This is a genomic window from Roseivivax marinus, from assembly GCF_900109705.1.
Classification (GTDB): Bacteria; Pseudomonadota; Alphaproteobacteria; order Rhodobacterales; family Rhodobacteraceae; genus Roseivivax; species Roseivivax marinus.
The window spans coordinates 263385-283485 of the sequence record NZ_FOAI01000001.1 but is presented as its reverse complement, the minus strand read 5'-3'; the positions used below and the strand labels follow the sequence as shown (position 1 = coordinate 283485).

Annotated in this window: 23 protein-coding genes; 10 read left to right on the top strand and 13 right to left on the bottom strand. The window is 71.5% G+C overall.

What is annotated here, in order from left to right:
• Positions 1-197: 197 nt before the first annotated feature.
• The 3 genes from BMX29_RS01295 to BMX29_RS01285 all read right to left on the bottom strand — a co-directional run bounded on the left by BMX29_RS01295 (position 198) and on the right by BMX29_RS01285 (position 2635).
• The gene (locus tag BMX29_RS01295) at positions 198-1322 is read right to left on the bottom strand and encodes a CaiB/BaiF CoA transferase family protein (RefSeq protein ID WP_244889116.1); all 1125 of its coding nucleotides are present in this window, start codon (positions 1320-1322) and stop codon (positions 198-200) included.
• Complete coding sequence (locus tag BMX29_RS01290) at positions 1319-2053, bottom strand: DsbA family protein (RefSeq protein ID WP_244889115.1); 735 nt, start codon at positions 2051-2053, stop codon at positions 1319-1321. The genes BMX29_RS01295 and BMX29_RS01290 overlap by 4 nt, the downstream gene beginning before the upstream one ends.
• 66 nt (positions 2054-2119) lie before the next feature.
• Complete coding sequence (locus BMX29_RS01285; RefSeq protein WP_092809724.1) at positions 2120-2635, bottom strand: DUF721 domain-containing protein; 516 nt, start codon at positions 2633-2635, stop codon at positions 2120-2122.
• Positions 2636-2770: 135 nt separating this feature from the next.
• Here BMX29_RS01285 and mutY point away from each other — a divergent pair, with 135 nt between their 5' ends.
• Both mutY and BMX29_RS01275 read left to right on the top strand, forming a co-directional pair.
• On the top strand, positions 2771-3850 hold the full coding sequence (gene mutY, locus BMX29_RS01280; RefSeq protein ID WP_092809722.1) for an A/G-specific adenine glycosylase: 1080 nt from the start codon (positions 2771-2773) through the stop codon (positions 3848-3850).
• 91 nt (positions 3851-3941) lie between these two features.
• Positions 3942-5096 (top strand): alkane 1-monooxygenase, encoded by a 1155-nt coding sequence (locus BMX29_RS01275; RefSeq protein WP_092809720.1) that lies wholly within the window; start codon positions 3942-3944, stop codon positions 5094-5096.
• Between the two features lie 278 nt (positions 5097-5374).
• On the opposite strand, the gene BMX29_RS01270 is transcribed toward BMX29_RS01275, so the two are convergent.
• The 7 genes from BMX29_RS01270 to BMX29_RS19055 all read right to left on the bottom strand — a co-directional run bounded on the left by BMX29_RS01270 (position 5375) and on the right by BMX29_RS19055 (position 9335).
• On the bottom strand, positions 5375-5941 hold the full coding sequence (locus BMX29_RS01270) for a F0F1 ATP synthase subunit B (RefSeq protein WP_043847391.1): 567 nt from the start codon (positions 5939-5941) through the stop codon (positions 5375-5377).
• A 4-nt stretch (positions 5942-5945) separates the two neighbouring features.
• Complete coding sequence (locus tag BMX29_RS01265) at positions 5946-6497, bottom strand: F0F1 ATP synthase subunit B' (protein WP_043847390.1); 552 nt, start codon at positions 6495-6497, stop codon at positions 5946-5948.
• A 92-nt stretch (positions 6498-6589) separates the two neighbouring features.
• Positions 6590-6814 (bottom strand): F0F1 ATP synthase subunit C, encoded by a 225-nt coding sequence (locus tag BMX29_RS01260; protein ID WP_043847389.1) that lies wholly within the window; start codon positions 6812-6814, stop codon positions 6590-6592.
• 88 nt (positions 6815-6902) lie between these two features.
• Positions 6903-7688: a F0F1 ATP synthase subunit A gene (locus tag BMX29_RS01255; protein ID WP_092809718.1), complete on the bottom strand. Its 786-nt coding sequence runs from the start codon at positions 7686-7688 to the stop codon at positions 6903-6905.
• Positions 7681-8034, bottom strand: coding sequence for an AtpZ/AtpI family protein (locus BMX29_RS01250; protein ID WP_043847387.1), 354 nt, complete (start codon positions 8032-8034; stop codon positions 7681-7683). Before BMX29_RS01250 ends, BMX29_RS01255 begins: the two co-directional genes overlap by 8 nt.
• Before the next feature lie 340 nt (positions 8035-8374).
• Positions 8375-8662 carry a hypothetical protein gene (locus BMX29_RS01245; RefSeq protein ID WP_043847386.1) on the bottom strand — a complete coding sequence of 96 codons (288 nt, stop codon included), beginning with the start codon at positions 8660-8662 and terminating at the stop codon, positions 8375-8377.
• 136 nt (positions 8663-8798) lie between these two features.
• Positions 8799-9335, bottom strand: a complete 537-nt coding sequence (locus BMX29_RS19055) for an OmpA family protein (protein WP_217644369.1) — start codon at positions 9333-9335, stop codon at positions 8799-8801.
• 204 nt (positions 9336-9539) lie between these two features.
• Between BMX29_RS19055 and BMX29_RS01235 the strand changes: the two genes are divergently transcribed.
• Entirely contained in the window at positions 9540-9887 is a 348-nt protein-coding gene (locus tag BMX29_RS01235; RefSeq protein ID WP_043847384.1) for an ArsR/SmtB family transcription factor, read from the top strand.
• A gap of 6 nt (positions 9888-9893) precedes the next feature.
• Here BMX29_RS01235 and BMX29_RS01230 read toward each other — a convergent pair whose 3' ends face one another.
• Together BMX29_RS01230 and BMX29_RS01225 are read right to left on the bottom strand one after the other, a co-directional pair.
• The gene (locus BMX29_RS01230) at positions 9894-10781 is read right to left on the bottom strand and encodes a LysR family transcriptional regulator (RefSeq protein WP_092809714.1); all 888 of its coding nucleotides are present in this window, start codon (positions 10779-10781) and stop codon (positions 9894-9896) included.
• Between the two features lie 272 nt (positions 10782-11053).
• The gene (locus BMX29_RS01225) at positions 11054-12334 is read right to left on the bottom strand and encodes an RsmB/NOP family class I SAM-dependent RNA methyltransferase (RefSeq protein WP_092809712.1); all 1281 of its coding nucleotides are present in this window, start codon (positions 12332-12334) and stop codon (positions 11054-11056) included.
• A gap of 86 nt (positions 12335-12420) precedes the next feature.
• Between BMX29_RS01225 and BMX29_RS01220 the strand changes: the two genes are divergently transcribed.
• Positions 12421-12609 carry a DUF1674 domain-containing protein gene (locus tag BMX29_RS01220; protein WP_043847378.1) on the top strand — a complete coding sequence of 63 codons (189 nt, stop codon included), beginning with the start codon at positions 12421-12423 and terminating at the stop codon, positions 12607-12609.
• A 312-nt stretch (positions 12610-12921) separates the two neighbouring features.
• Positions 12922-13137, top strand: a complete 216-nt coding sequence (locus tag BMX29_RS01215) for a hypothetical protein (RefSeq protein WP_092809710.1) — start codon at positions 12922-12924, stop codon at positions 13135-13137.
• A 241-nt stretch (positions 13138-13378) separates the two neighbouring features.
• On the opposite strand, the gene dapB is transcribed toward BMX29_RS01215, so the two are convergent.
• Positions 13379-14188, bottom strand: a complete 810-nt coding sequence (gene dapB, locus BMX29_RS01210; RefSeq protein ID WP_092809708.1) for a 4-hydroxy-tetrahydrodipicolinate reductase — start codon at positions 14186-14188, stop codon at positions 13379-13381.
• A 149-nt stretch (positions 14189-14337) separates the two neighbouring features.
• On the opposite strand from dapB, the gene rbfA reads away from it, so the two are divergent.
• From rbfA to BMX29_RS01185, 5 genes are all read left to right on the top strand, one after another.
• Positions 14338-14733, top strand: coding sequence for a 30S ribosome-binding factor RbfA (rbfA, locus tag BMX29_RS01205; protein WP_043847404.1), 396 nt, complete (start codon positions 14338-14340; stop codon positions 14731-14733).
• Positions 14734-14740: 7 nt separating this feature from the next.
• Positions 14741-15502, top strand: a complete 762-nt coding sequence (locus BMX29_RS01200) for a phosphodiester glycosidase family protein (RefSeq protein WP_092809706.1) — start codon at positions 14741-14743, stop codon at positions 15500-15502.
• A 553-nt stretch (positions 15503-16055) separates the two neighbouring features.
• The gene (locus tag BMX29_RS01195) at positions 16056-17129 is read left to right on the top strand and encodes a hypothetical protein (protein ID WP_092809704.1); all 1074 of its coding nucleotides are present in this window, start codon (positions 16056-16058) and stop codon (positions 17127-17129) included.
• A gap of 890 nt (positions 17130-18019) precedes the next feature.
• Positions 18020-19372, top strand: coding sequence for a TldD/PmbA family protein (locus BMX29_RS01190; RefSeq protein ID WP_092809702.1), 1353 nt, complete (start codon positions 18020-18022; stop codon positions 19370-19372).
• Positions 19359-20099, top strand: coding sequence for an inositol monophosphatase family protein (locus BMX29_RS01185; RefSeq protein ID WP_092809700.1), 741 nt, complete (start codon positions 19359-19361; stop codon positions 20097-20099). Before BMX29_RS01190 ends, BMX29_RS01185 begins: the two co-directional genes overlap by 14 nt.
• Positions 20100-20101: the final 2 nt, after the last annotated feature.

The window sequence follows — 20101 nt, the reverse complement described above, 5'->3', positions numbered from 1 at the left end:
CCAGACAAGAGGTGCCGAAGCGCCACGCTGTGGCAGGAAGGTCGCAAGCCGCGCAGGAAATTTCCGCGAGGGGACCAGCACACGAGGTCAACGATTGCAGGGACTTATCCCCCCTGCCCTGCCCGGGGGCCCCGAAAAAACGGGGAAGGGCCACCGCCCGCGCGTCGAGAACGACCTTGCGCGGGCGGCGCGGTTCCTCAGCCCGCGCCGAGCTTGGGCGCGGGACGGTCGGTGACCAGCTCGGCATCCGAAAAGCGGAACGGAGCCCGCACTCCGGGCAGCCCCTCGGGCGCGATCTGAAGGCCGCGCGCGATGACCTGCGGGTCTGCCATGACCTCGGCCATGTCGTTGATCGGCCCGGCGGGCACGCCCTCGGCCTCGCAGGCCGCCAGAAGCTCGGCCTTCGTCATGCGCAGCGTCGCCTCGGTCAGCCGCGCCGTCAGCTCGGTGCGGTTGGCGATCCGGTCGGCGTTGGTCAGGAACTCGGGCGCGACGGCCATCTCGGGCAGGCCCAGCAGGCGGCAGAACCGCTGGTATTGCGGATCGTTTCCGGTGGCCACGATGATGAACCCGTCCGAGCAGTCGAACACCTGGTAGGGCGCGAGATTCGGGTGATAGTTCCCGGTCCGCCCCGGCGGCGTGCCGGTCGAGAGATAGTTCAGGGACTGGTTCGCCGTGGCCGCTACCGCGCAGTCGAGCAGCGCCATGTCGAGGTGCTGACCCTTGCCCGTGCGCTCGCGCTGGTGCAGCGCGGCGAGGATGCCCGCCACCGAGTAGAGCCCGGTGAACAGGTCCGTGACCGCGACGCCCGCGCGCTGCGGCTGGCCCTCGGGATCGCCGGTGATCGACATCAGCCCGGACATGCCCTGGATGATGTAATCGTAGCCGGCCCGGTGCGCGTAGGGTCCATCCTGTCCGAATCCCGTTATCGAGCAGTAGATCAGCCGCGGGTTCACCCCGCTCAGCGTCTCGTAGTCGGCGCCGTACTTGCGCAGGCCGCCGACCTTGAAGTTCTCGATCAGGATGTCGGCCCCGGCGACCAGCTCGTGCAGCTCGGCCTGCCCCGCCTCGGAGGCCAGGTCGATGACCACGGAGCGCTTGCCGCGGTTGCACGAGTGGAAATAGGCGGCGCTGGTGTCGCCCTCGCGCTCGACGAAGGGCGGGCCCCAGCGGCGGGTGTCGTCGCCCTGCGGCGCCTCGACCTTGATGACCTCGGCGCCCAGGTCCGACAGCGTCTGACCGGCCCAGGGGCCGGCCAGGATGCGCGCCAGTTCGACGACTTTCAGCCCCTCGAGAGGGCCGCGTGGTGCAGAGACGGTCACTCGGCCTCCGCGAGCTTCTCGTCGAGGATGGCCGAGAAGTCCTCGTAATTCATGTTCGAGTACTTCTCGCCGTCGATGATGAAGGTCGGCGTCGAGGTGACGTCGTCCTCTTCGGCGTTGGTCTGGTACCATTCGACAAGCGAGCGCAGCTTCTCGCCGTCGGTCATGCACGCTTCAAGCTGCTCGTTGTCGATCCCGGCCAGCCGGCCGATCTTGCGAAGCTCGTCGGCGATCTCGGCCTCCGAGCCCGCGCGGGTCCAGCTTTCCTGGCTGTCGTAGAGCATGTCCGTGATGCCGAAGAAGCGGTCGGTGTCGTCGCCGCAGCGTGCGATCATCGACGCCCACATCCCGTACTTGTCGAAGTAGACCTCGCGGTAGGTGAACGAGATCTTGTCGGTGTCGATGTAGTTTTCCTTGAGCTGGTCGTAGACCGTGTCGTGGAAGTTGCCGCAATGCGGGCACGTGTAGGAGGCGTACTCGATCACCTCCACCGGCGCGTCCGCCGACCCCAGCATCATGTCCTTCACCTCGCCGGACGGCGCGCTCTCGGCGGACTCATCGCCGGCAGAGGCTTCCGCGTCCGCGCTGTCCTGCGCGTCATCCGCCGTCTGCGCCGAGGCGGCGCCGGGCAGCGTCATGTCCGGCCCGCCTGCGGGGGCGAAGAACCAGGCTCCGCCAGCTGCGAAAGCGGCGGCCAGCGCCGCGGTGGAGATGATCCGTGTCTGTGCCAAGTCGGCCTCCTGATGATCCGGTGTCGGGTCTTTCGGGTATCGAAATCTTCTACGCGCGGCCCGCGCCTATCCGTCGCGCCCCTCTTTGGCGAGACGGTTCAGCGTCAGCCGCTCGAGCGCCGCGCGCAGGCCGCTGTCGCCCACGCCCTCGGTGGTCGCCTCGGCGGCGCGCTTGTGCTCGGGCGACGGCGGGCGCTCCTCGGCGGCGGCCCTGCGATGGACGAAGTCAGCCTGCCCCTCGGCAAAGCCGGTGGCGGCGGTCTGGGTGATGCGGATGCGGGCGATCGCGGTGTAGCCGTAGACCTGGTTCACGCGCTCGCGCAGGCGTTCGCGCTCCATCTCGAGCATCGGCGCGTTGGCCCCGGTGGTCAGCAGCGTCAGCGTCGCGCCGAAGCCGCCGCGGGAATAGCCGATCTCGACCGGGCGGCAGATCGCCGCGATCTGCGGGCCCGCGATCTCGGGCCAGTGGGTCAGCACCCGGCTCTGCGCGAAGCCACGGGTCTCCGACGCCTGCCGGATCCGGGCCTGCAACAGGCTCGAGGTCCGGGTGAAGCCGTAGGTGGTGGTGCGGCGCTCTGCCATGGTTGCATCCCCTTCCGTATTGCCATTCTAGTGGCTTGCGGCGCGGGCACCACCCCTGCCCGCGCCGCATCATGAGATCGTCACCCCTGCGTGAGCGCGCAACCGCGCGCCCGACCCACTGGTCCCGGAGCCTCGATGACCGACGCCGCGCCGACAGCCCGCGCGCCCCGCCTCGCCGCCGAATTGCTGGACTGGTACGACCGCCACGCCCGCGCCATGCCGTGGCGCACCGGGCCGGCGGCGCGCGCGGACGGCGTGCGCCCCGATCCCTACCGCGTGTGGCTCTCCGAGATCATGCTCCAGCAGACCACCGTGGCCGCCGTGAAGCCCTACTTCGAGGCGTTCACCGCCCGCTGGCCCACCGTCTCGGACCTCGCCGCCGCGGCCGATGCCGACGTCATGGCAGCGTGGGCCGGGCTCGGCTACTACGCCCGGGCGCGCAACCTGCTGAAATGCGCGCGCGCCGTGGCCGAGACGCATGAGGGCATCTTTCCCGACAGCCACGACGCGCTCCTGTCCCTGCCGGGGGTCGGCCCCTACACCGCCGCCGCGGTGTCGGCGATCGCCTTCGACCGGCCCGAGACGGTCGTGGACGGCAACGTGGAGCGGGTGATGGCGCGGCTCCACGACGAGCACACGCCGCTGCCCGCCGCCAAGCCGATCCTGACCGAACACGCCCGCGCCCTCACGCCGCCCGAGCGCCCCGGCGACTACGCGCAGGCGGTGATGGATCTCGGCGCGACCATCTGCACGCCCAGGAACCCGGCCTGCGGGCTTTGTCCGTGGCGCACCGACTGCGCCGCGTGGGCCGCGGGCACCGCGCCCGAGCTGCCGAAGAAGGCTCCGAAGAAGGTCAAGCCCACGCGCCACGGCATCGCCTACCTCGCGCGGCGGGTGGACGGTGCGTGGCTGCTCGAGACACGCCCCGAGACCGGGCTTCTGGGCGGAATGCTCGGCTGGCCCGGCACCGACTGGTTTTCCAGCGACGCGGCCCTTCCGGACGACGCGCCCCCGATCCGGGCCGAGTGGCGCACGCTGTCCGAAGAAGCGCGCCACACCTTCACGCATTTCCACCTGCGCCTCACCCTCAGGGTCGCGCTGGTTCCCATGGACCGCGCGCCGTGCCGCGGAGAGTTCATCCCCGCGCCCGAGTTTCGCCCCGCCGATCTGCCAACGCTCATGCGCAAGGCCTTCGACCTCGCCCGCCCGCGCTGAGCCCGCCCCGTCCGCCTGCGGCACGGTGCTCACTTGGCCGCGCGGCCCGGGACGCGGTAACTGACAGGATCACCCGCCCCGGAGCGCGCGCATGACCGACACGACCGACACCGCCCCCAGCCGCCCCGCCATCGCCCGACTGACCGCGGCGCTGCCGTTCTGGGTGTCGCTGCTGCTGCTGCCGGTCCTCTGGATCGCGGCGGCCAGGGGCGGCGCGTGGCTGGCCCTGCCGCCTCTGCTGACGTGGTACCTGTTCTCGGCCCTCGACGCGGCGCTCGGCCTCAACACCGAGAATGCGGACCCGATGACCGAGGAGTCGCAGCTCGTCTGGTATCGCCTCGTCACGCTGGTCTGGCCACCGCTGCAAGGCGCCACGCTGTTCGGCCTGATCGCCTGGATCGCGCCCTCGGACCACCTGGGCACCGGCGAGAAGATCGCGCTCTTCGCGGGCATGGGCGTGATCTCGGGCACCATCGGGATCAACTACGCCCACGAGCTCATGCACCAGCGGAACCGGTGGGAACGGCGGCTGGGCGACCTGCTGCTCGCGATGGTCCTCTACGGCCACTTCCGGTCCGAGCACCTGCACGTCCACCACCGCTATGTCGGCACCCCGCGCGATCCGGTGACCGCGCGCTACAACGAGGGCTTCCACCGCTTCTACCCGCGGGTGCTGCGGCAATCGCTGGTGTCCGCCTTCGAGGCCGAGCGCGCCATGCTCGCGCGGCGCGGGCTGCCGTGGACACACCACCGAAACCCGTTCTGGATCTACTGGGGCCTCCAGGCCGCGATGCTGGCCCTGGCCGCGCTGCTCGGCGGCTGGGCCGGTCTGGGCCTTTTCGCGGTGCAGGCCGGCGTGGCGATCTGGCAGCTCGAGCTCATCAACTACGTCGAGCACTACGGCCTCACCCGCAAGCACGAGGGCCACGGCCGCTACGAGCACGTGAAGCCGCGCCACTCGTGGAACGCCTCGCACACCGCGTCGAACTGGCTGCTCATCAACCTGCAGCGTCACTCGGATCACCACTACAAGCCCGACCGGCGCTTTCCCCTGCTCCAGACCTACGCCGAGGAAGAGGCGCCACAGCTGCCCTACGGCTACCCGCTGATGGCGATGGCGGCGATGGTCCCGCCGGTCTGGCGCCGGGTGATGAACCCGCGCGTGCGGGCATGGCGGCGGCAGTTCTATCCCGAGATCACCGACTGGACGCCCTACAACCGGGGCACCCTGCCGCTGCCGCGCTGAGGCGACGCGGGACCGACGGGCCCTCGCTCGGGCCCGGCGCGCGGGACGAGGACCAGCCACCGCGGCTGGTCCCGAAATGGTCCGGCCCGGAGATCTTTCTCACCCCAACACCGTTCGCATCCACACGCCCCCTCCTCCCCAGCGCAACGCCGGCGGGACGGCGGGCGGGGCGATGGCGCAGCCGAGCGCCGTCCGGACGCCCGCCCACGAAAAAGCCCGGCACCTCGCGGCACCGGGCTCTTTGTGCAAGCGGCCGGGGATCACGCCCCGTCGCGATCTCAGTTCAGGCGCTGGTTCACCGTCTCGATGGACTGGTCGATCAGCTCCGCGCGCTTGGCGTCGCTGATCTCGCGCGACACCACTTCGCGGGCCGCGGCCACAGCCACGTCGATGGCGCGGTTGCGGACCTCGTCCACCGCCGACGCCTCGGCCGACGCGATCTGGTCCTCGGCGGCCTGCAGACGGCGCTCGATCGAGCGATCGAGGTCGCGCTTGGCGTCGTCCGCCGCCGCGCGGGCGTCTTCGCGGGCCTGCGCCACGATGCGGTCCGCCTGGTCCTGCACCTCGCGCTGCTTGCGCTCGTAGGACGCCAGAAGGCTCTGCGCCTCCTCGCGGATCGTCCGCGCCTCGTCGAGCTCGGACTGGATGCCCTCGGCGCGCTTGTCCAGCATCTTGCCCAGCAGCGTGGGCACGTTGAAGTACAGCAGCACCGCGATGAACAGCACGAAGGCCAGCAGCACGATGAAGTCGGTGTTGTTGAGCGAGAAGAACACGTCTCCTGCCGCGGCCGCGGGCGTCGCCGCCAGCGCGGCCAGCACGCTCAGTGCGATGATCGGCTTGCGCATGACGTTACCCCTCGATCCGCTTGTCGACAGCCGCGTCCAGCTCGGCTTTCGACGCGTCGATGCCCAGCGCGGCGACAAGCGCCTCCGCCGTCTCCTTGGCCACCTGCTCGACATTGGCGAGCGCGGAGGCGCGGATCTCGGCGATCTGCTTTTCCGATTCGGCGGTCTTCGCGGCGATGTCCGCGTCCGCCTTGGCTTCCGCCTCCTCGACCTCGGCACGGATTTCCGCGCGGGTCTCGTCGGCGATCTTGCGCGCCTCGGTGCGCGCATCGGCCAGCGCCTTGTCGTAGGCGGCCTCGGCCTCCTCGGCGCTGCGCTTGAGATCCTCGGCCTTCGCGAGGTCACCGGTGATGGTGCCCTGACGCTCGGCCAGGATCGCCGCGATGCGCGGCAGCGCGACGCGGTTCAGCACGAAGTAGATGGCGACCAGTGCGAGAACCAGCCAGAAGACCTGGTTCCACACCCAGTCGCCGCAGAGCTGCGGCATGCCGATGGCAGAGCCGTTGGGGCCGACACACGCGCCGGCAAGCTCCTGCTGATACGGTTCGGTCGCCATGGCGCCCTCCGGTCAGTGGGTGATCACAACGGGCGGGGCCGGATCGACCGGCACCGCCCGCGCGTAAGGATCGTCTCGTAGCCTGTCGCGGTTCAGACCGCGAACATCAGCAGCAGGGCGACGAGGAACGAGAAGATGCCCAGGGCTTCCGCGAAGGCGATGCCGATGAAGAGCGTCGCGGTCTGCGAAGCGGCAGCCGAGGGGTTGCGCAGGGCGCCCGAGAGGTAGTTCGCGGCGACATTGCCGACGCCGAGTGCCGAGAGGCCGCAGCCGAGACCAGCAAGACCTGCGCCGATGTGTGCGAGTTGCCCTTCCATGGTGAATTCTCCTTACGAATTGGAAGTTGCGTTCGTGATGGGTCGTCCGGCCGGGGCCGGCGCGGGCGGACCGGAGCCCGCCGCACGTTCAGTGATGCGGATGCAGTGCGTCCTTGAGGTAGACGCAGGTGAGGATCGTGAAGACGTAGGCCTGGATGAAGGCCACCAGCACCTCGAGCCCGTACATCGCGGTGATCGCGAGGACCGAGATCGGCGACACCGCCGCCAGCGCGGCAAAGCCCGCGAAGACCTTGATGACCGCGTGGCCGGCCATGAGGTTGCCGGCAAGACGGATGGAGTGGCTGACCGGCCGCACGAAGTACGAGATCAGCTCGATCACCGCCAGCACCGGGCGCAACGCCAGCGGCGCCGAGGTCACCCAGAACAGCTCGAGGAACTTCACGCCGTGCTTGACGAAGCCGAGCGCCGTCACGCCGATGAACACCGCCAGGGCCAGCACCACGGTGACCGCGAAGTGCGAGGTCGTGGTGAACGCCATCGGGATCAGCCCGAGGAAGTTGCTGAAGACGATGAACATGAACAGCGTCATGATGTAGGGGAAATACTTCACCCCGTCCTTGCCGCTGACGTCCTCGACCATCTTGTAGACGAAGCCGTAGGCAAGCTCGGCGACCGACTGGACCCGGCCCGGCACGATGCCCCGGCCGCTGGTGCCCAGAACCATCAGCGCCATGATGCACAGAACCGCGATCGCCATCCACAGCGTCACGTTGGTGACGGTCAGCATGTTCACGGCGCCGTCGCCGAACAGCGGCTCGACGATGAACTGGTCCATCGGGTGGAAGACCAGGCCGCCGCCGTCGCCGTGTGCCGCGTCTGCCGCGCCGTGTGCTTCGCCCGTGGTTTCAGCCATGACCCTCGTCCTCGTTCTCGGCGGGCGTCTCGCCCGTATCGTCCATCAAACCGCGGCGCTGGATCTCGTTGGCGCTGCGGATCATCGTCTGCACGCCGGCCACGAAGCCCAGCAAAGTGAAAATGACCATCAGGAACGGCGTCGTCCCGAACAGGTAGTCGAGCCCGAACCCCATCCCGAAGCCGATGCAGAGACCCGCGACCAGCTCGATGACCATGCGCCAGGCCATCTGGGCCTGACTGTAATGCTCCTCCTGGTGGCGCTTCTCGCCGTCCTTGCGTCCCCGGGCCGCCGCGATGCGCGCCTCGAGCGCCTTCATCCGGGCCTTGGGATCGGGTTCGGTCAATCTGCACCCCTGTCGGATCGTCGCGAGGTTGCTATGTCGCCGGCCGCTTCAAGTCAAGCAGCCGCAAGCGCCGTGTAAGCGGCTGGAAATGTTCGGAATTCCGACTCTCGCAAGACTGCGCGGGTCCGATCTGACGGCACGGCCTTATTCAACCGGCGGGTTGAGCATGGCGTGGGTGCCCGCACCACCGCCGACGGACGCCCCACCCGCGGTCTTGCCGACCGGATCGGCGTCGCGGGCACCGCGCACGGAATACCGCGCAAAGAAAAGAGGCGCGCCCGGCTGGGGCGCGCCTCCTGAACTCTGTCCTCGCACCGTCCGACAGGACGGCGCCGACGTATCAGTCTTCTGCCTGATCGGTCGGGGTGGTCGAGGTGCTGTCGTCCGAATCGTCATCGTCGTCGCCGCCTGCAACGGCAGCTGCGATGGCGAGTGCGCCGACGCCTGCTGCGATCGCGAGGCCGGTGCCGCCTGCGAGCGACGAACCTGCTGCGGGAACGACGACGTCGTCGTCACCCACGACGACCGGGTCCATGACCACGTCGCTCTTGCCGCCTGCGAAGGCCGAAGTTGCCAGGAGGGTGGCCGATGCGGTGGCCGCCACGAGTGCCTTGATGGAAATGTTCATGCCGTCTCTCTCTTCATGCAGTGGAGTTCCGCTGATTGCACCCATAGACGATTGCGCGCCGCCATTACCATAGAAAATCGTATTGGTGCCGTCAGCTGTTGCCTTTTTACGCCGTCGCAGCGCGAAAACGCATCATTCAGTCGCCGGTTCCGCCGGTCGAGGTGCCGCTGTCGCTGTCGTCGTCGTCACCTGCGACGGCCGCGCCGATGGCAAGTGCGGCGACGCCCGCGCCTGCCGCGAGGCCCGCGTTGTCGGTCACCACGCCGGGAACCTCGTCGCAATCGGCGCGCAGCGCCTCGACACGGCGGTTGGAGGGATCGTTCGGCCCGGTGGTGCCGGGGCGCACGGCCTCGCCCACGCCGTTGACGGCGAAGATCTCGGTGCCGGCAAGGGCCGCGGCCACGCTCTGGGCGCGCTGGAGCGACAGCGCCTGGTTCGCCGCGGCGCTGCCAGCGGCGTCGGAATAGCCGGTGACCGTCATTTGCGCGCCGGGATAGTCGCGCGCGAACTCGATCAGCACGTCGCGCGCCGAGGCGCCGACACTGGACTGGCCGCTGTTGAAAAAGACGTAGATGCCGCAGGTCTGCGTGTCCTGGGCCTGCGCCGGGACGGCAGCCGCGGCAGCGGCGCCGGTCACCGCAAGCGCGGCAAGCGCGCGTGTGAGGTGCGTCATGGTCGTGGTCTCCTGTCCTTCGCCCTTTGGGCCGTGATCGCCGCGTCGGGCGCGGCGTTTCTGCGGATTGGCGTGGATACGCGACCTGTAGTATGGGCCGTAGCTGTCCAGCGCGCGAGTTAAGATAATGCGAACATTTCCGGCATACGGGCGGTTTTCGGCCGACATGCGCCCCGTTCAGGCGATGTTCTGCCCGGTGCGCGGATGACCCGCGACCTCGACCTCGTGTTCTCGGCGCTGGCCGATCCCACCCGCCGCCGCATCCTCACGCTGCTGCTCGAGGACGACATGGCGGTGACGGACGTGGCCGCCGCCTTCGACATCTCGCTGGCGGGCGTCTCGAAGCACCTCGCGATTCTCGCGCAGGCGGGGCTCATCAGCCAGGAGAAGCGCGGCCGCCTGCGCTGGTGCCAGCTCGAACCCGACGCGCTGCGCGCCGCCAGCGTCTGGATGCAGGGCTTCGGCCAGTTCGAGCCGGTCCACCTCGACGCCTTCGAGCGATTCCTCGCGGTGGAACTCGCCCCGAAGCCCGACGAGCCCGAGCGCGGCTGACCCGCCCTAGTCCTGCTCGGTCCAGCCGTTCTCGGCGAAGGCCTTCAGGTGCTTGAGGAACGCCTGCACCTTGGCGGTGCGGTGCAGGTCCACATGCGTCACCAGCCACAAGGGCGTGGTCCAGTCGTCCTGCGACGGCATGATCTCGACGAGGTTCTCGTGCCGCTTGGCATCCCGCGTCCGCATGAAACCGAGCCCGTCGCCCAGCAGCAGCGCCTGCTCCAGCACCCGCGGATCGGCGGCGCGGAACACGACCCGGTCGTCGGGGACGTGCTTGCGCTGCCAGCGCCAGAACGGCGCCCGGCTGTCGAGGTTCTCGGGACCGACGAAATCGTGGTTGGCCAGGTCCTCCACCCCCTCGGGGCGGCCTTGGCGGTCGATGTAGGACTGCGCCGCGAACAGCGCGACCGGCTCCGACGCGAATCGCTGCGCGACGTTGTCGGGCTCCTGCGGGGCGCTGCCCGCGCGCAGGGCCACGTGCGCCTCGCCGTATTCCAGGCGGAACACGCGATCGTCGGTCAGGTAGCGCACCCGCACCTCGGGATGCTCCTGCCGGAACGACACCAGCGCCGGCACCATCAGCGACGCGAAGTTGATGAGCGATGTCACCAGCAGGTCGCCCGACACGTCCGAGCCGCGCCCCTTGATGCGGCCGGCCAGCTGCTGGAACTGCTCATCCGTGGTCTGCGCCACGCGCAGAAGGTCCGAGCCCGCCTCGGTCGCGGTGTAGCCGCGCGCATGGCGCTGGAACAGCTTCACCCCGAGCCGCGCCTCGAGCGCGTCGATGTGCCGGATCACGGTGGCGTGGTGGACGCCCAGCTCTTCGGCGGCGCCGGACACGGTGCCCCGGCGCGCGACCTGGTAGGCGGTGCGAATCTCGTCCCAGTTGTCCATCGCGGGCGGCCTCCCTTGGTGCAGCGACACACATATACCGCCCCTGTGCCGTGACGAGGTGCATCGGCGCAAGGAAAATAGCGGCGCGCAGGTCGGGCGGACGGTGACGCCCGCGACCCGCCCGCGCCCGGCGGAGCCAAAGCCACCGGCGCGACGGTCAGTCCCGCGACGGACCACGGCGCGGCGCCATTGGTTCTGCGCCACCGGACGAAGACGGCTCGGGCGGCCGGGCACACCGGCCGCCGCCCGCCCGGCGTCAGTGCCTCGCCCGGTCAGTCGCGCTGCAGCACCGCCATGTAGAAGCCGTCCATCCCGCCGCGATCGGACCAGTAATCCGGCCGCAGGCGCAGACCGCCCTCGGAACTGCGCCACGCCTCCTCGATCCCCGGCGCCTCGGGCGGCAGGACGCGCAGGCCCGGATGACGCTCCAGCGCCTCCTCGATCTGCACCTCGCCCTCGTCGGGGATGAGCGAGCAGGTGCAGAACACCACCCGGCCGCCGGGCTTCAGCAGCGCCAGCGCACGGTCGAGCATCTCGGCCTGAAGGCCGATCAGCTCCGAGATCCCCTCGCCCGCCCGCGCGTGAGGAAGGTCCGGATGGCGCCGGATCGTGCCGGTGGCCGAGCACGGCGCGTCGAGCAGCACCGCGTCGAATGGGCCGCCCTCGAAGGCCAGCGCGTCCCCCGCGACCACCTCGGCCGCAAGTCCGGTGCGAGAGAGATTCTCGTGCAGGCGCCCGAGCCGCGCCTCCGACAGGTCGAGCGCCGTGACCTCGGCGCCCGCCGCCGCAAGCTGAAGCGTCTTGCCGCCCGGCGCGGCGCACATGTCGAGGACGCGCAGCCCCGCGACATCGCCCAGAAGCCGCGCCGGCAGTGCGGCGGCGGCGTCCTGCACCCACCAGTCGCCGGTGTCGAAGCCCGGCAGCGCCGAGACCTGCCCGGCCGTTCCGCAGCGCACCGACCCGGTGGGCAGGACAGTTCCGCCAACCGCGTCCGCCACGGCGGCGGCGTCCGAGCGCGGGCTCAGGTCCAGCGGCGCGCCGTCGGCGTGGGCGGCCTCCATCGCGACGACGGCCTCGGCCCCCCAGGCCTCGACCAGCGGGCCGCGCAGCCATTCCGGCAGCTCAGGCACCGGCAGGTCGGCCCAGCGGGCCGCCGCCTCGGGCGCGAGCTTGCGCAACACCGCGTTGGCCAGCCCCTTGAAACCCGCGGTGCGCTTCGACGCCGCGAGCAGCGCCACCGCTTCGTTGACCACGCCGTGCGGCGCACCGCCCTCGGCCAGCTCCAGCGCGCCGAGCCGCAGCACGTTGCGCGCGCGCAGCGGCGGCGCCTTCCTCAGGTGCGGTTCGAGAAGCGCGTCGCAGCGGTCGAGCCCGCGCAGCACGCCCGCCGCCAGCCGCTGCGCGGCGGCGCGGGCCTCGGGCGGCAGGCGCTGGAACGCGGGCGCGGCGGTCAGGTCGGACATCAGCCGACCCTCGCCGAGGACCCCGTTCAGAAGGTCCACGGCGGCGCGGCGCGCGGGATCGGCGGCGGGGGCGGCGGGACGGGCGGGCATGGCGCTTCCTTGTTCGTCGGGGACGCGGGCGTATATCAGGGGCGGCGGCCGACGCAAAGACCGCCACCCGAGGAAGGAGCGTTCCGATGACAGACCGTCCCGACGACCTGCCCCCCGCCGCCCGCCGCGCCCTCGAAGAGGCCGAAGCGCGCCGCAAGGAGGCCGCCGAAGCCGAGGCCGCCAACCCCCGCCCCGTCGAGCTGGGCGGCCGCAAGGGTCCCGAGCCCGTGCGCTACGGCGACTGGGAGAAGAAGGGCCTGGCGATCGACTTCTGATCGCCGGCTCTTGCGGGCTCGCGGCCGAAACCGACCCGGACGGCTTCGGCCCTTTCCCCTCCCGCCCCGGTGAGCTTGGCCGCGCGCGCTCCGCGCAGCCACCCTGCCGCCACCCCCGGCGGTCCGTGGCGGCTCGCCGCCGGACAGGACAGTGCTGGACGGCTCGACCTGATGAGAAGGCCGCGAAGACACCCTGTCATCGCTGTTCGAGACAGGTTCACCGCTTCGGAGGGGTCCGACGAAGGCCACTTTGTCCGACATCTGGTCGAGCGTCTGCTGACCGTCATGCCCGCGCGGGAACGACGCGTCTAAGTGGCAGAAGAGCGTGGCGCTCCGATCGCGGCGACGGTATTCCCCCGACTGACCCTCGGAGCCGCCCCACGCATCGGCTACATGCTGTCGCCCTTCGCCGTGACGCCAGAGCGCCAGCGCCAAAGCATCGCGCAGGCGCTTTTGTCACGGCCCCTGGCAGACCTGGTGGCCGGGGGCGCCGAAGTCACGACAAGCTATCCCGATCCCGCCTTCTAACGACAGAGCGGCTTCCGGCCGGTCTGCGTGGCGAGGGTGTCGCCGCCGTTCCCGCTCAGCCAGCCCGAAGGATGGATGGGCAAGCACTGGCGGGCGGAGATATCGTCCCGCTCCCCGGCCCCTGCACCTGCGCCTGCGCGACGCAACTGGCCGATCCGGCCGACTGGGAATGCCTTCGCCAACCGCCCCGGGGCATTCGGACAGGAACAACGTCCCCCCGGAGCCACGCCTTCGGCAAAGGTCAAAGCCCCAGCACGTCCGCCATGTCGTAGGTGCCGGGTTCGCGGTCGAGCCCCCAGAGCGCGGCCTTTAGCGCGCCTCGGGCGAAGATGCCCCGGTCGGTGGCCATGTGGCGCAGCACGATCCGCTCGCCGGCCCCGGCGAAAAGCACGTCGTGCTCGCCCACGATGTCGCCGCCGCGCACCGCCGAAAAGCCGATGTGCCCCCTCTCGCGCGGTCCGGTGATGCCGTCGCGGCCCCGGTCGGCCACCTCGTCCAGCGTCACGCCCCGGCCCGCCGCCGCGGCCTCGCCCAGCATCAGGGCGGTGCCCGAAGGCGCGTCGGCCTTGCGGTTGTGGTGCGCCTCGATCACCTCGACATCCCAGTCGGCGTCGAGCGCCTCGGCCACCTTCCGCGTGAGGCTCACCAGCAGGTTCACCCCGAGCGACATGTTTCCCGCCCGGACCTGCACGCCCCGCGCGCCGTAGCCGTCGAGCCGCGCCAGCTGCTCCGAATCGAAGCCCGTGGTGCCGATCACATGCACCGCGCCCCGGCCCTCGAGATGCTCTGCGATCTCCAGCGTGGTCTCGGGCGCCGTGAAGTCGATCACCGCCGCGACGCCCTCCAGCGCGGTTGCGGGATCGTCCGTCACCGTCAGGCCGCTCTCTGCCCCGCCCAGCGCCGCGCCGAGATCGCGCCCGGCCCAGTCGTGCCCCGGCCGCACCAGCGCACCCGCGAGCCGCAGCCGGTCCGAGCGCGCAAGCTCGGCCACCAGCATCCGCCCCATGCGCCCCGAGGGGCCGATCACCGCAACGCCCGGCAACTCGCTCATGCCGTCTCTCCCGCCTGTGCCTTCATCTCGGCCCTGCATAGCGGCGCGGGCGGGCGCTGGCAAAGCGCCGCGCCCTGCCCCGGCGTCGCCCGCCACGAGCCGCGTGGCCCCCATTGGCAAATCTTCCCCGCGGGATTACCTGTGGAGCGATGGCGAAGGCACGACACAACGCGGGCGACGGCCCCTCTCAACGACAGCTGCGCGTCGGCGAACTGATCCGCCGCACGCTGTCCGACGTCCTCATGCGCGGCGACGTGCACGACCCCGACCTCGTGGGCCGCTCGATCACCGTGGGAGAGGTGCGCGTGTCGCCGGATCTCAAGGTCGCCACCGCCTACGTGCTGCCGCTCGGCGGCGAAGGGCAGGACGACATCGTGCAGATCCTCGCCCGCAACAAGAGCGAGCTGCGCCGCCAGGTGTCGAAGCAGATGACGCTCAAGTTCTCGCCCGACCTGCGCTTCCGCCTCGACGAGACCTTCGACCGGCTCGACGAGACCCGGCGCCTGTTCTCGCAGGACAACGTCCGCCGCGACATCGACGAGTAAGTCCCCGATGCGCCTTCTGTCCGCCGCCGCCGCGCTCTGTCTCGCGGCCGTCCTCGGCCCCGCGCCGGCGCTGGCGCTGGGATGCAAGACGCTGGATTTCGACGGACAGGGCTACACCGTGTGCCGCGTGGACATGGAGCGTGACGACCTGCGGCTCTTCCTCGAGGCCCCCGACGGCCGCCCGTGGGGGCAGTTCGGACGGCTCGACGCCGCGCTCGAGGGCGAGGGCCGCCGCCTGTCCTTCGCCATGAACGCCGGCATGTACCACGCCGACCGCGCGCCGGTGGGCCTCTACATCCAGGACGGCGAGGAGATCGCGCCGCTGGTCGCCGGCGCCGGGCCGGGCAATTTCGGCCTCGTCCCGAACGGGGTGTTCTGCATCGCCGGCGACCGCGCCCGGGTGATCGAGACCGAGGCCTACCGCGCCGATCCCCCCGCGTGCCGCCACGCCACCCAGTCTGGACCGATGCTGGTGATCGACGGCGAGCTGCACCCCCGGTTCCTGCCCGACAGCACCTCTCGCTACGTGCGCAACGGCGTCGGCACCTTCGCCGGAGGCGGCGAGGCGATCTTCGCGATCTCGCACCGACCGGTGACCTTCCACGAGTTCGGCCGCCTGTTCCGCGACGGGCTGGGCGTCGACCAGGCGCTGTTTCTCGACGGGTCGGTGTCCAAGCTGCACGCGCCGGCGCTGAACCGCTCGGATTTCGGGCGCACCATGGGCCCGATCATCGGCGTCGCGGCCCCGGCGGAGGGCGCCGGAGAGTAGACGCGCCGCGGCGCGTGCGGCCCGCGGCGGAGCGAGGGCGCTGCCCTCGCGCTCCCGGAGTATTTTCACCGAGAAGAAGGGGCAGGTGCGCGTGCGTGCCTGCGGTGCCGGACAGAGAGCTCCGCCTTCGTGCTCCGGGACGCATCCTGCACGGGAAGAGGACCGGCGGGTGATCCCGGTCCGGGTTCGGCGCGGCGCGCCGCAGACCATCGCGTGGCGGTAGATGCTACGTGGGGGGCCGGTGACGGCGGGGCGTCGATCGCGGGCCCGTGGGCGCATTCGACGTGACGCGCGGCTTCGGCCGGGCGCACCGGACAGATCCGCCGGGACGCGGACCGGATTACGGTGCGTCGTGGCCGGAGGCCCGGGACCGCACGCCGCGGTCGATCTGCCCGTTCGGCGGGCACGGGGCTAGACCAATGGTCGGGCACGGTGCCGCAGACGGGCCGAAAAGCCTTCGCGCATCGCCCCTGGCTGTCTACCATTCCCACCAGCCGCGCACCGGTCCCTCGGATTTTCGCGCGGCGGTCATGATTTTCAGGGAGGACTTCACATGGACACCAAGGCGATCGGATTGGGGGTCGCGGGCCTCGTGGCGGGCGTGGTGATCGGCACCGTCACCGTCTCGACCGGGCCCTCGCTCGATGAGATCGGCGACACCGTCACCGCGGCGGTGACCCCGGCCACCGAAGCCGGCGGCGCCGCCGGGGACGCCGCGACGGAGGCACGCGACGCGGCGCAATCGGCCGGCGAGGGCATCACGGCGGTCGCCGAGTCCGTCGCCGCGCTGGACGCGCGTCTCGCCGCGATCGAGGAGCAGCTTTCGGGACTGGGTGGCACCGCCGAGGCGGTCTCGGCGCTGGAAAGCCAGGTGGCCGAGCTGCGCGGCGCCGTGGATCAGGGCCTATCGGCAAGCGCGGACGCGCAAGAGGGCCTGGAAGGCGCGCTGTCCGGTCTCGGCGAGGGTCTGTCGGGGCTTGCCGGCGCGCTCGGTGCCATGGGCGGTCTGTCGGAGATGGCGGGCGGCTCGGGGTCCGGCGGGTCTGGCTCCGGCGATGCAAGCTCCGGCACGCAGACGGCCGACGGCGAGAGCGGCGCAGGCGGCGGCCAGGAACCGCAGGCGCAGAGCCCCGCGGCGCAGGCGGTCGCCGAGGCCGGCGAACTCGAGGGCATCGCCGCGGGCGAGACCGCCTCGTTCGCCGATGGGGCGGTGCGCGTCTTCGTCAGCCGCGTCGACGCCGAGGGCGGCGCCGCGCGGCTGTCGATCAACGGCGCGCTCGCCGCGCTGTCGACCGGCGAGACCTACGAGGCCGACACGGAGGGCGGCCCCTGCATGGTCGCGCTCGATTCGGTCTCGGGCCGCCGCGCGGTGGTTTCGGCGGCATGCGGCGACGCGCTCCCGGCCCCTGAGGGGGCCCGCGCGGGCAACACGATCCGGTTGGCCGACGGCGACGTGCGGGTGTTCGTCTCGGGCGTCTCGGCGGATTCGACCAGCGCCCGGATCGCGGTGAACGGCGTGGTGCCGCAGACCGTGGCGCTCGGGGACAGCGTGGACGCCGGTGACGGCTGCAGCGTCACCGTGGACGGCATCGACCGCGGACACGTCTCGGTCAGCTCGGACTGCTGACCGGGGCGAGGTCGCGAGGGGCTTCGGGCCGGACGGGTCCGGGGCCCTTAGCGGCCCGTCCCGTGGCCGGTCCGGGCGTCCGCTCGCCCGGCGAGGCAGTGCCGTGAGGGCTGGTGCGTTGAGATGAGGGTCCCGTGACTCGAGTGTCGCAGCGCCTCCCGCGGTCGCTGCGGGCCCTCGGCCGCCCGGCATTAAGGTGCCACGTGTTGTGGAGAGCACCCCGTGGCTCTGGTGGGCATCTTCTTCGCCGCGAGGCACGTTCGGAGGGGCTGCACGACTGCTGCCGGAGGCGTCCGGTCCCAGCGCTGCTCGGGCCGCACCGTGCGTGGCGCGACCCGGCCCGAGCCACCTAACCCGCGCACCTAGCACCGCGACCGGCCCGCCCTTCAGGTCCAAACCGCGCTGCACGCCGACCGCACGGCCCTCACGGTCGGCCCCGGCACCACGTTGGTCCCAGCGATCCGGGCAAGCGGCACGTTCATCGGCGCGACCTGCGCTGTTGCCTCGCCAGACACGACGTGCGCTCCCTGCGCGTCGGCCGTTTGCCGGCGCCCCGCGCCCGGACGAGCATCGCGCTCATCGGACGTCAGCCGCGGCAGGGGCCGTCCACCACCGGTCGAACCGGTCCGCCCACGGTCCTCACCATCGGTCACCGAAGGAACGGCACGCACGCCGCCGCTGCAACGCCCGCGCGGTGCCCTCCCTTCCCGACATATGCCGCGGGAAATCCCCCGGACCAGCGCCCACCGCGGCGCGCGGTCATGCCCTCGACGCAGTTCTTCGCGCCCCCTCCGAGCCACCCGGCGCGACGCTCCGACACCGCCCCTTTCCCTTGCGCCCTCCTGCCCGCGCCTCTACCTCAGGACGGACCAAGAACAGGACGCGCACGCATGGCCCACGACCTCTCCGCCCTCACCGACGCGCTTCTCTCCGCGGCGACGCGGGCGGGGGCCGACGCCGCCGACGCGCTGGCGATCGCGGGGACGTCGGTGGGCGTGGACGTGCGCGCGGGCACGCTGGAACAGGCCGAACGCTCGGAGGCGGTGGAGATCGGCCTGCGGGTGCTGCTCGGCACCCGCGCGGCGACGGTCTCGGGCTCGGACCTGCGCCCCGAGACCATGAACGCCATGGCCGAGCGCGCCGTCGCCATGGCCCGCGTCGCCCCCGAAGATCCGCATGTCGGCCTCGCCGATCCGTCGCAAGTGGCCACCGGAGAGGCCACCGACGCCACCGCGCTCGACCTCTGGGACGCGGGCGTCGCCGCCGAACCGGCCGCGCTCGAGGACGAGGCCCGCCGCGCCGAGGCCGCCGCCCGCGCGGTGCCCGGCATCACCCGGATCGACAGCGCCTCGGCCGGGTTCTCGCAGACCCGGATGCACCTCGCGGCGACCAACGGCTTCTCGGGGGGCTACGCGCGGACCATGCGCTCTCTCTCCTGCGTGGCCATCGCCGGGGAAGGCACGGGGATGGAGCGCGACTACGACGGCGATGCCCGCTCTCACGCCGCGGACCTGCGGACCCCCGAGGACATCGGCCGCACCGCCGCCGAACGCACCCTCGCCCGCATGGCGCCGCGCCGCCCGAAGACCGGCGCCTACCCGGTGATCTTCGACGAACGCATCGCCGCCTCGCTGATCGGGCACCTGCTGTCGGCCGCCTCGGGGCGCGCGGTGGGCCGCGGCGCCTCGTGGCTGCGCGGCCGCATGGGCGAAGAGGTCCTGCCCAGGGGCCTGTCGCTGCACGAGGACCCGCACCGCCCGCGCACCCTCGCATCGCGGCCCTTCGACGCCGAGGGCCTGCCCACCCGGCCCCGCGACATCGTCTCGGACGGGGTGCTCTCGGGCTGGACGCTGGACCTCGCCGCCGCGCGCCAGCTCGACCTCGCGCCGACCGCGAACGCCTCGCGCGGGCTGAGCTCCGGGCCCTCGCCGCAGGCATGGAACGTCGCGCTGACCCAGGGCTCCAGGACCCGCGAACACCTCATGGCCGAGATCGGCACCGGCCTGCTGGTCACCTCCATGATCGGCGCCACGATCAACCCCAACACCGGGGACTACTCGCGCGGCGCCGCCGGCATGTGGATCGAGAACGGCGAACCCGCCTACCCGGTCTCGGGCGTCACCATCGCCGGGTCGCTGCCCGAGATGCTGCGCTCCATCGTGCCCGCCAACGACGCGCGGCCGTGGCTGACCCGCGTGGTGCCGTCGCTTCTGGTCGAGGGGCTCACCCTTGCCGGCGACTGATCTCGACCTGCTCATCGACGCGGCCCACCGCGCCGCCGAGGTCGCCACCCGCCACATCGGCGGCCCCCTCGACATCCGCGAGAAGCCCGGCGGCCAGGGTCCGGTGACCGCCGCCGATCTCGCCGTGAACGAGGCGCTGGCCGACACGCTGCTCTCGGCCCGCCCGGCCTATGGCTGGCTGTCGGAGGAAAGCGCCCACGACCCCACGCGCACCCTCGCGCCCTCGACCTTCATTGTGGACCCCATCGACGGCACCCGGTCCTTCATCGACGGCGACGACATCTGGGCCCACTCGCTGGCGGTCTGCGACGGGAACGAGATCACCGCCGCCGTGGTCTACCTGCCGCTGGTCGACAAGCTCTATACCGCCTCGAAGGGCCACGGCGCCTACCTCAACGGCGCCCCCATCGCGCCGTCGGCGCGCACCGGGCTCGAGGGCGCGCACGTGCTGGCCACCAAGCCCAACATGGCGCCCAAGTTCTGGCCCAACGGCGTGCCCAACGTGAGGCGGTCCCACCGCCCGTCGCTGGCCTACCGCATGTGCCTCGTGGCCGAGGGCCGCTTCGACGCCATGTTCACCTTCCGCGAGACCTGGGAATGGGACATCGCTGCCGGCGCGCTGGTCGTGCAGGAGGCCGGAGCCAACGTGACCGACGGCAAGGGCGCCGCACTGCGGTTCAACTCCGAGGCCGCCAAGGCGGACGGGGTGTGGGCTGGGGTGAAGTGAGC

Bases quoted from the DNA above. Each gene is read 5' to 3' on its own strand.
- BMX29_RS01285 (WP_092809724.1), bottom strand. From the start codon at position 2,635: ATGGCAGAGCGCCGCACCACCACCTACGGCTTCACCCGGACCTCGAGC.
- mutY (WP_092809722.1), top strand. From the start codon at position 2,771: ATGACCGACGCCGCGCCGACAGCCCGCGCGCCCCGCCTCGCCGCCGAA.
- BMX29_RS01275 (WP_092809720.1), top strand. From the start codon at position 3,942: ATGACCGACACGACCGACACCGCCCCCAGCCGCCCCGCCATCGCCCGA.
- BMX29_RS01270 (WP_043847391.1), bottom strand. From the start codon at position 5,941: ATGCGCAAGCCGATCATCGCACTGAGCGTGCTGGCCGCGCTGGCGGCG.
- BMX29_RS01265 (WP_043847390.1), bottom strand. From the start codon at position 6,497: ATGGCGACCGAACCGTATCAGCAGGAGCTTGCCGGCGCGTGTGTCGGC.
- BMX29_RS01260 (WP_043847389.1), bottom strand. From the start codon at position 6,814: ATGGAAGGGCAACTCGCACACATCGGCGCAGGTCTTGCTGGTCTCGGC.
- BMX29_RS01255 (WP_092809718.1), bottom strand. From the start codon at position 7,688: ATGGCTGAAACCACGGGCGAAGCACACGGCGCGGCAGACGCGGCACAC.
- BMX29_RS01245 (WP_043847386.1), bottom strand. From the start codon at position 8,662: ATGAACATTTCCATCAAGGCACTCGTGGCGGCCACCGCATCGGCCACC.
- BMX29_RS19055 (WP_217644369.1), bottom strand. From the start codon at position 9,335: ATGACGCACCTCACACGCGCGCTTGCCGCGCTTGCGGTGACCGGCGCC.
- BMX29_RS01235 (WP_043847384.1), top strand. From the start codon at position 9,540: ATGACCCGCGACCTCGACCTCGTGTTCTCGGCGCTGGCCGATCCCACC.
- BMX29_RS01230 (WP_092809714.1), bottom strand. From the start codon at position 10,781: ATGGACAACTGGGACGAGATTCGCACCGCCTACCAGGTCGCGCGCCGG.
- BMX29_RS01225 (WP_092809712.1), bottom strand. From the start codon at position 12,334: ATGCCCGCCCGTCCCGCCGCCCCCGCCGCCGATCCCGCGCGCCGCGCC.
- BMX29_RS01220 (WP_043847378.1), top strand. From the start codon at position 12,421: ATGACAGACCGTCCCGACGACCTGCCCCCCGCCGCCCGCCGCGCCCTC.
- dapB (WP_092809708.1), bottom strand. From the start codon at position 14,188: ATGAGCGAGTTGCCGGGCGTTGCGGTGATCGGCCCCTCGGGGCGCATG.
- rbfA (WP_043847404.1), top strand. From the start codon at position 14,338: ATGGCGAAGGCACGACACAACGCGGGCGACGGCCCCTCTCAACGACAG.
- BMX29_RS01200 (WP_092809706.1), top strand. From the start codon at position 14,741: ATGCGCCTTCTGTCCGCCGCCGCCGCGCTCTGTCTCGCGGCCGTCCTC.
- BMX29_RS01195 (WP_092809704.1), top strand. From the start codon at position 16,056: ATGGACACCAAGGCGATCGGATTGGGGGTCGCGGGCCTCGTGGCGGGC.
- BMX29_RS01190 (WP_092809702.1), top strand. From the start codon at position 18,020: ATGGCCCACGACCTCTCCGCCCTCACCGACGCGCTTCTCTCCGCGGCG.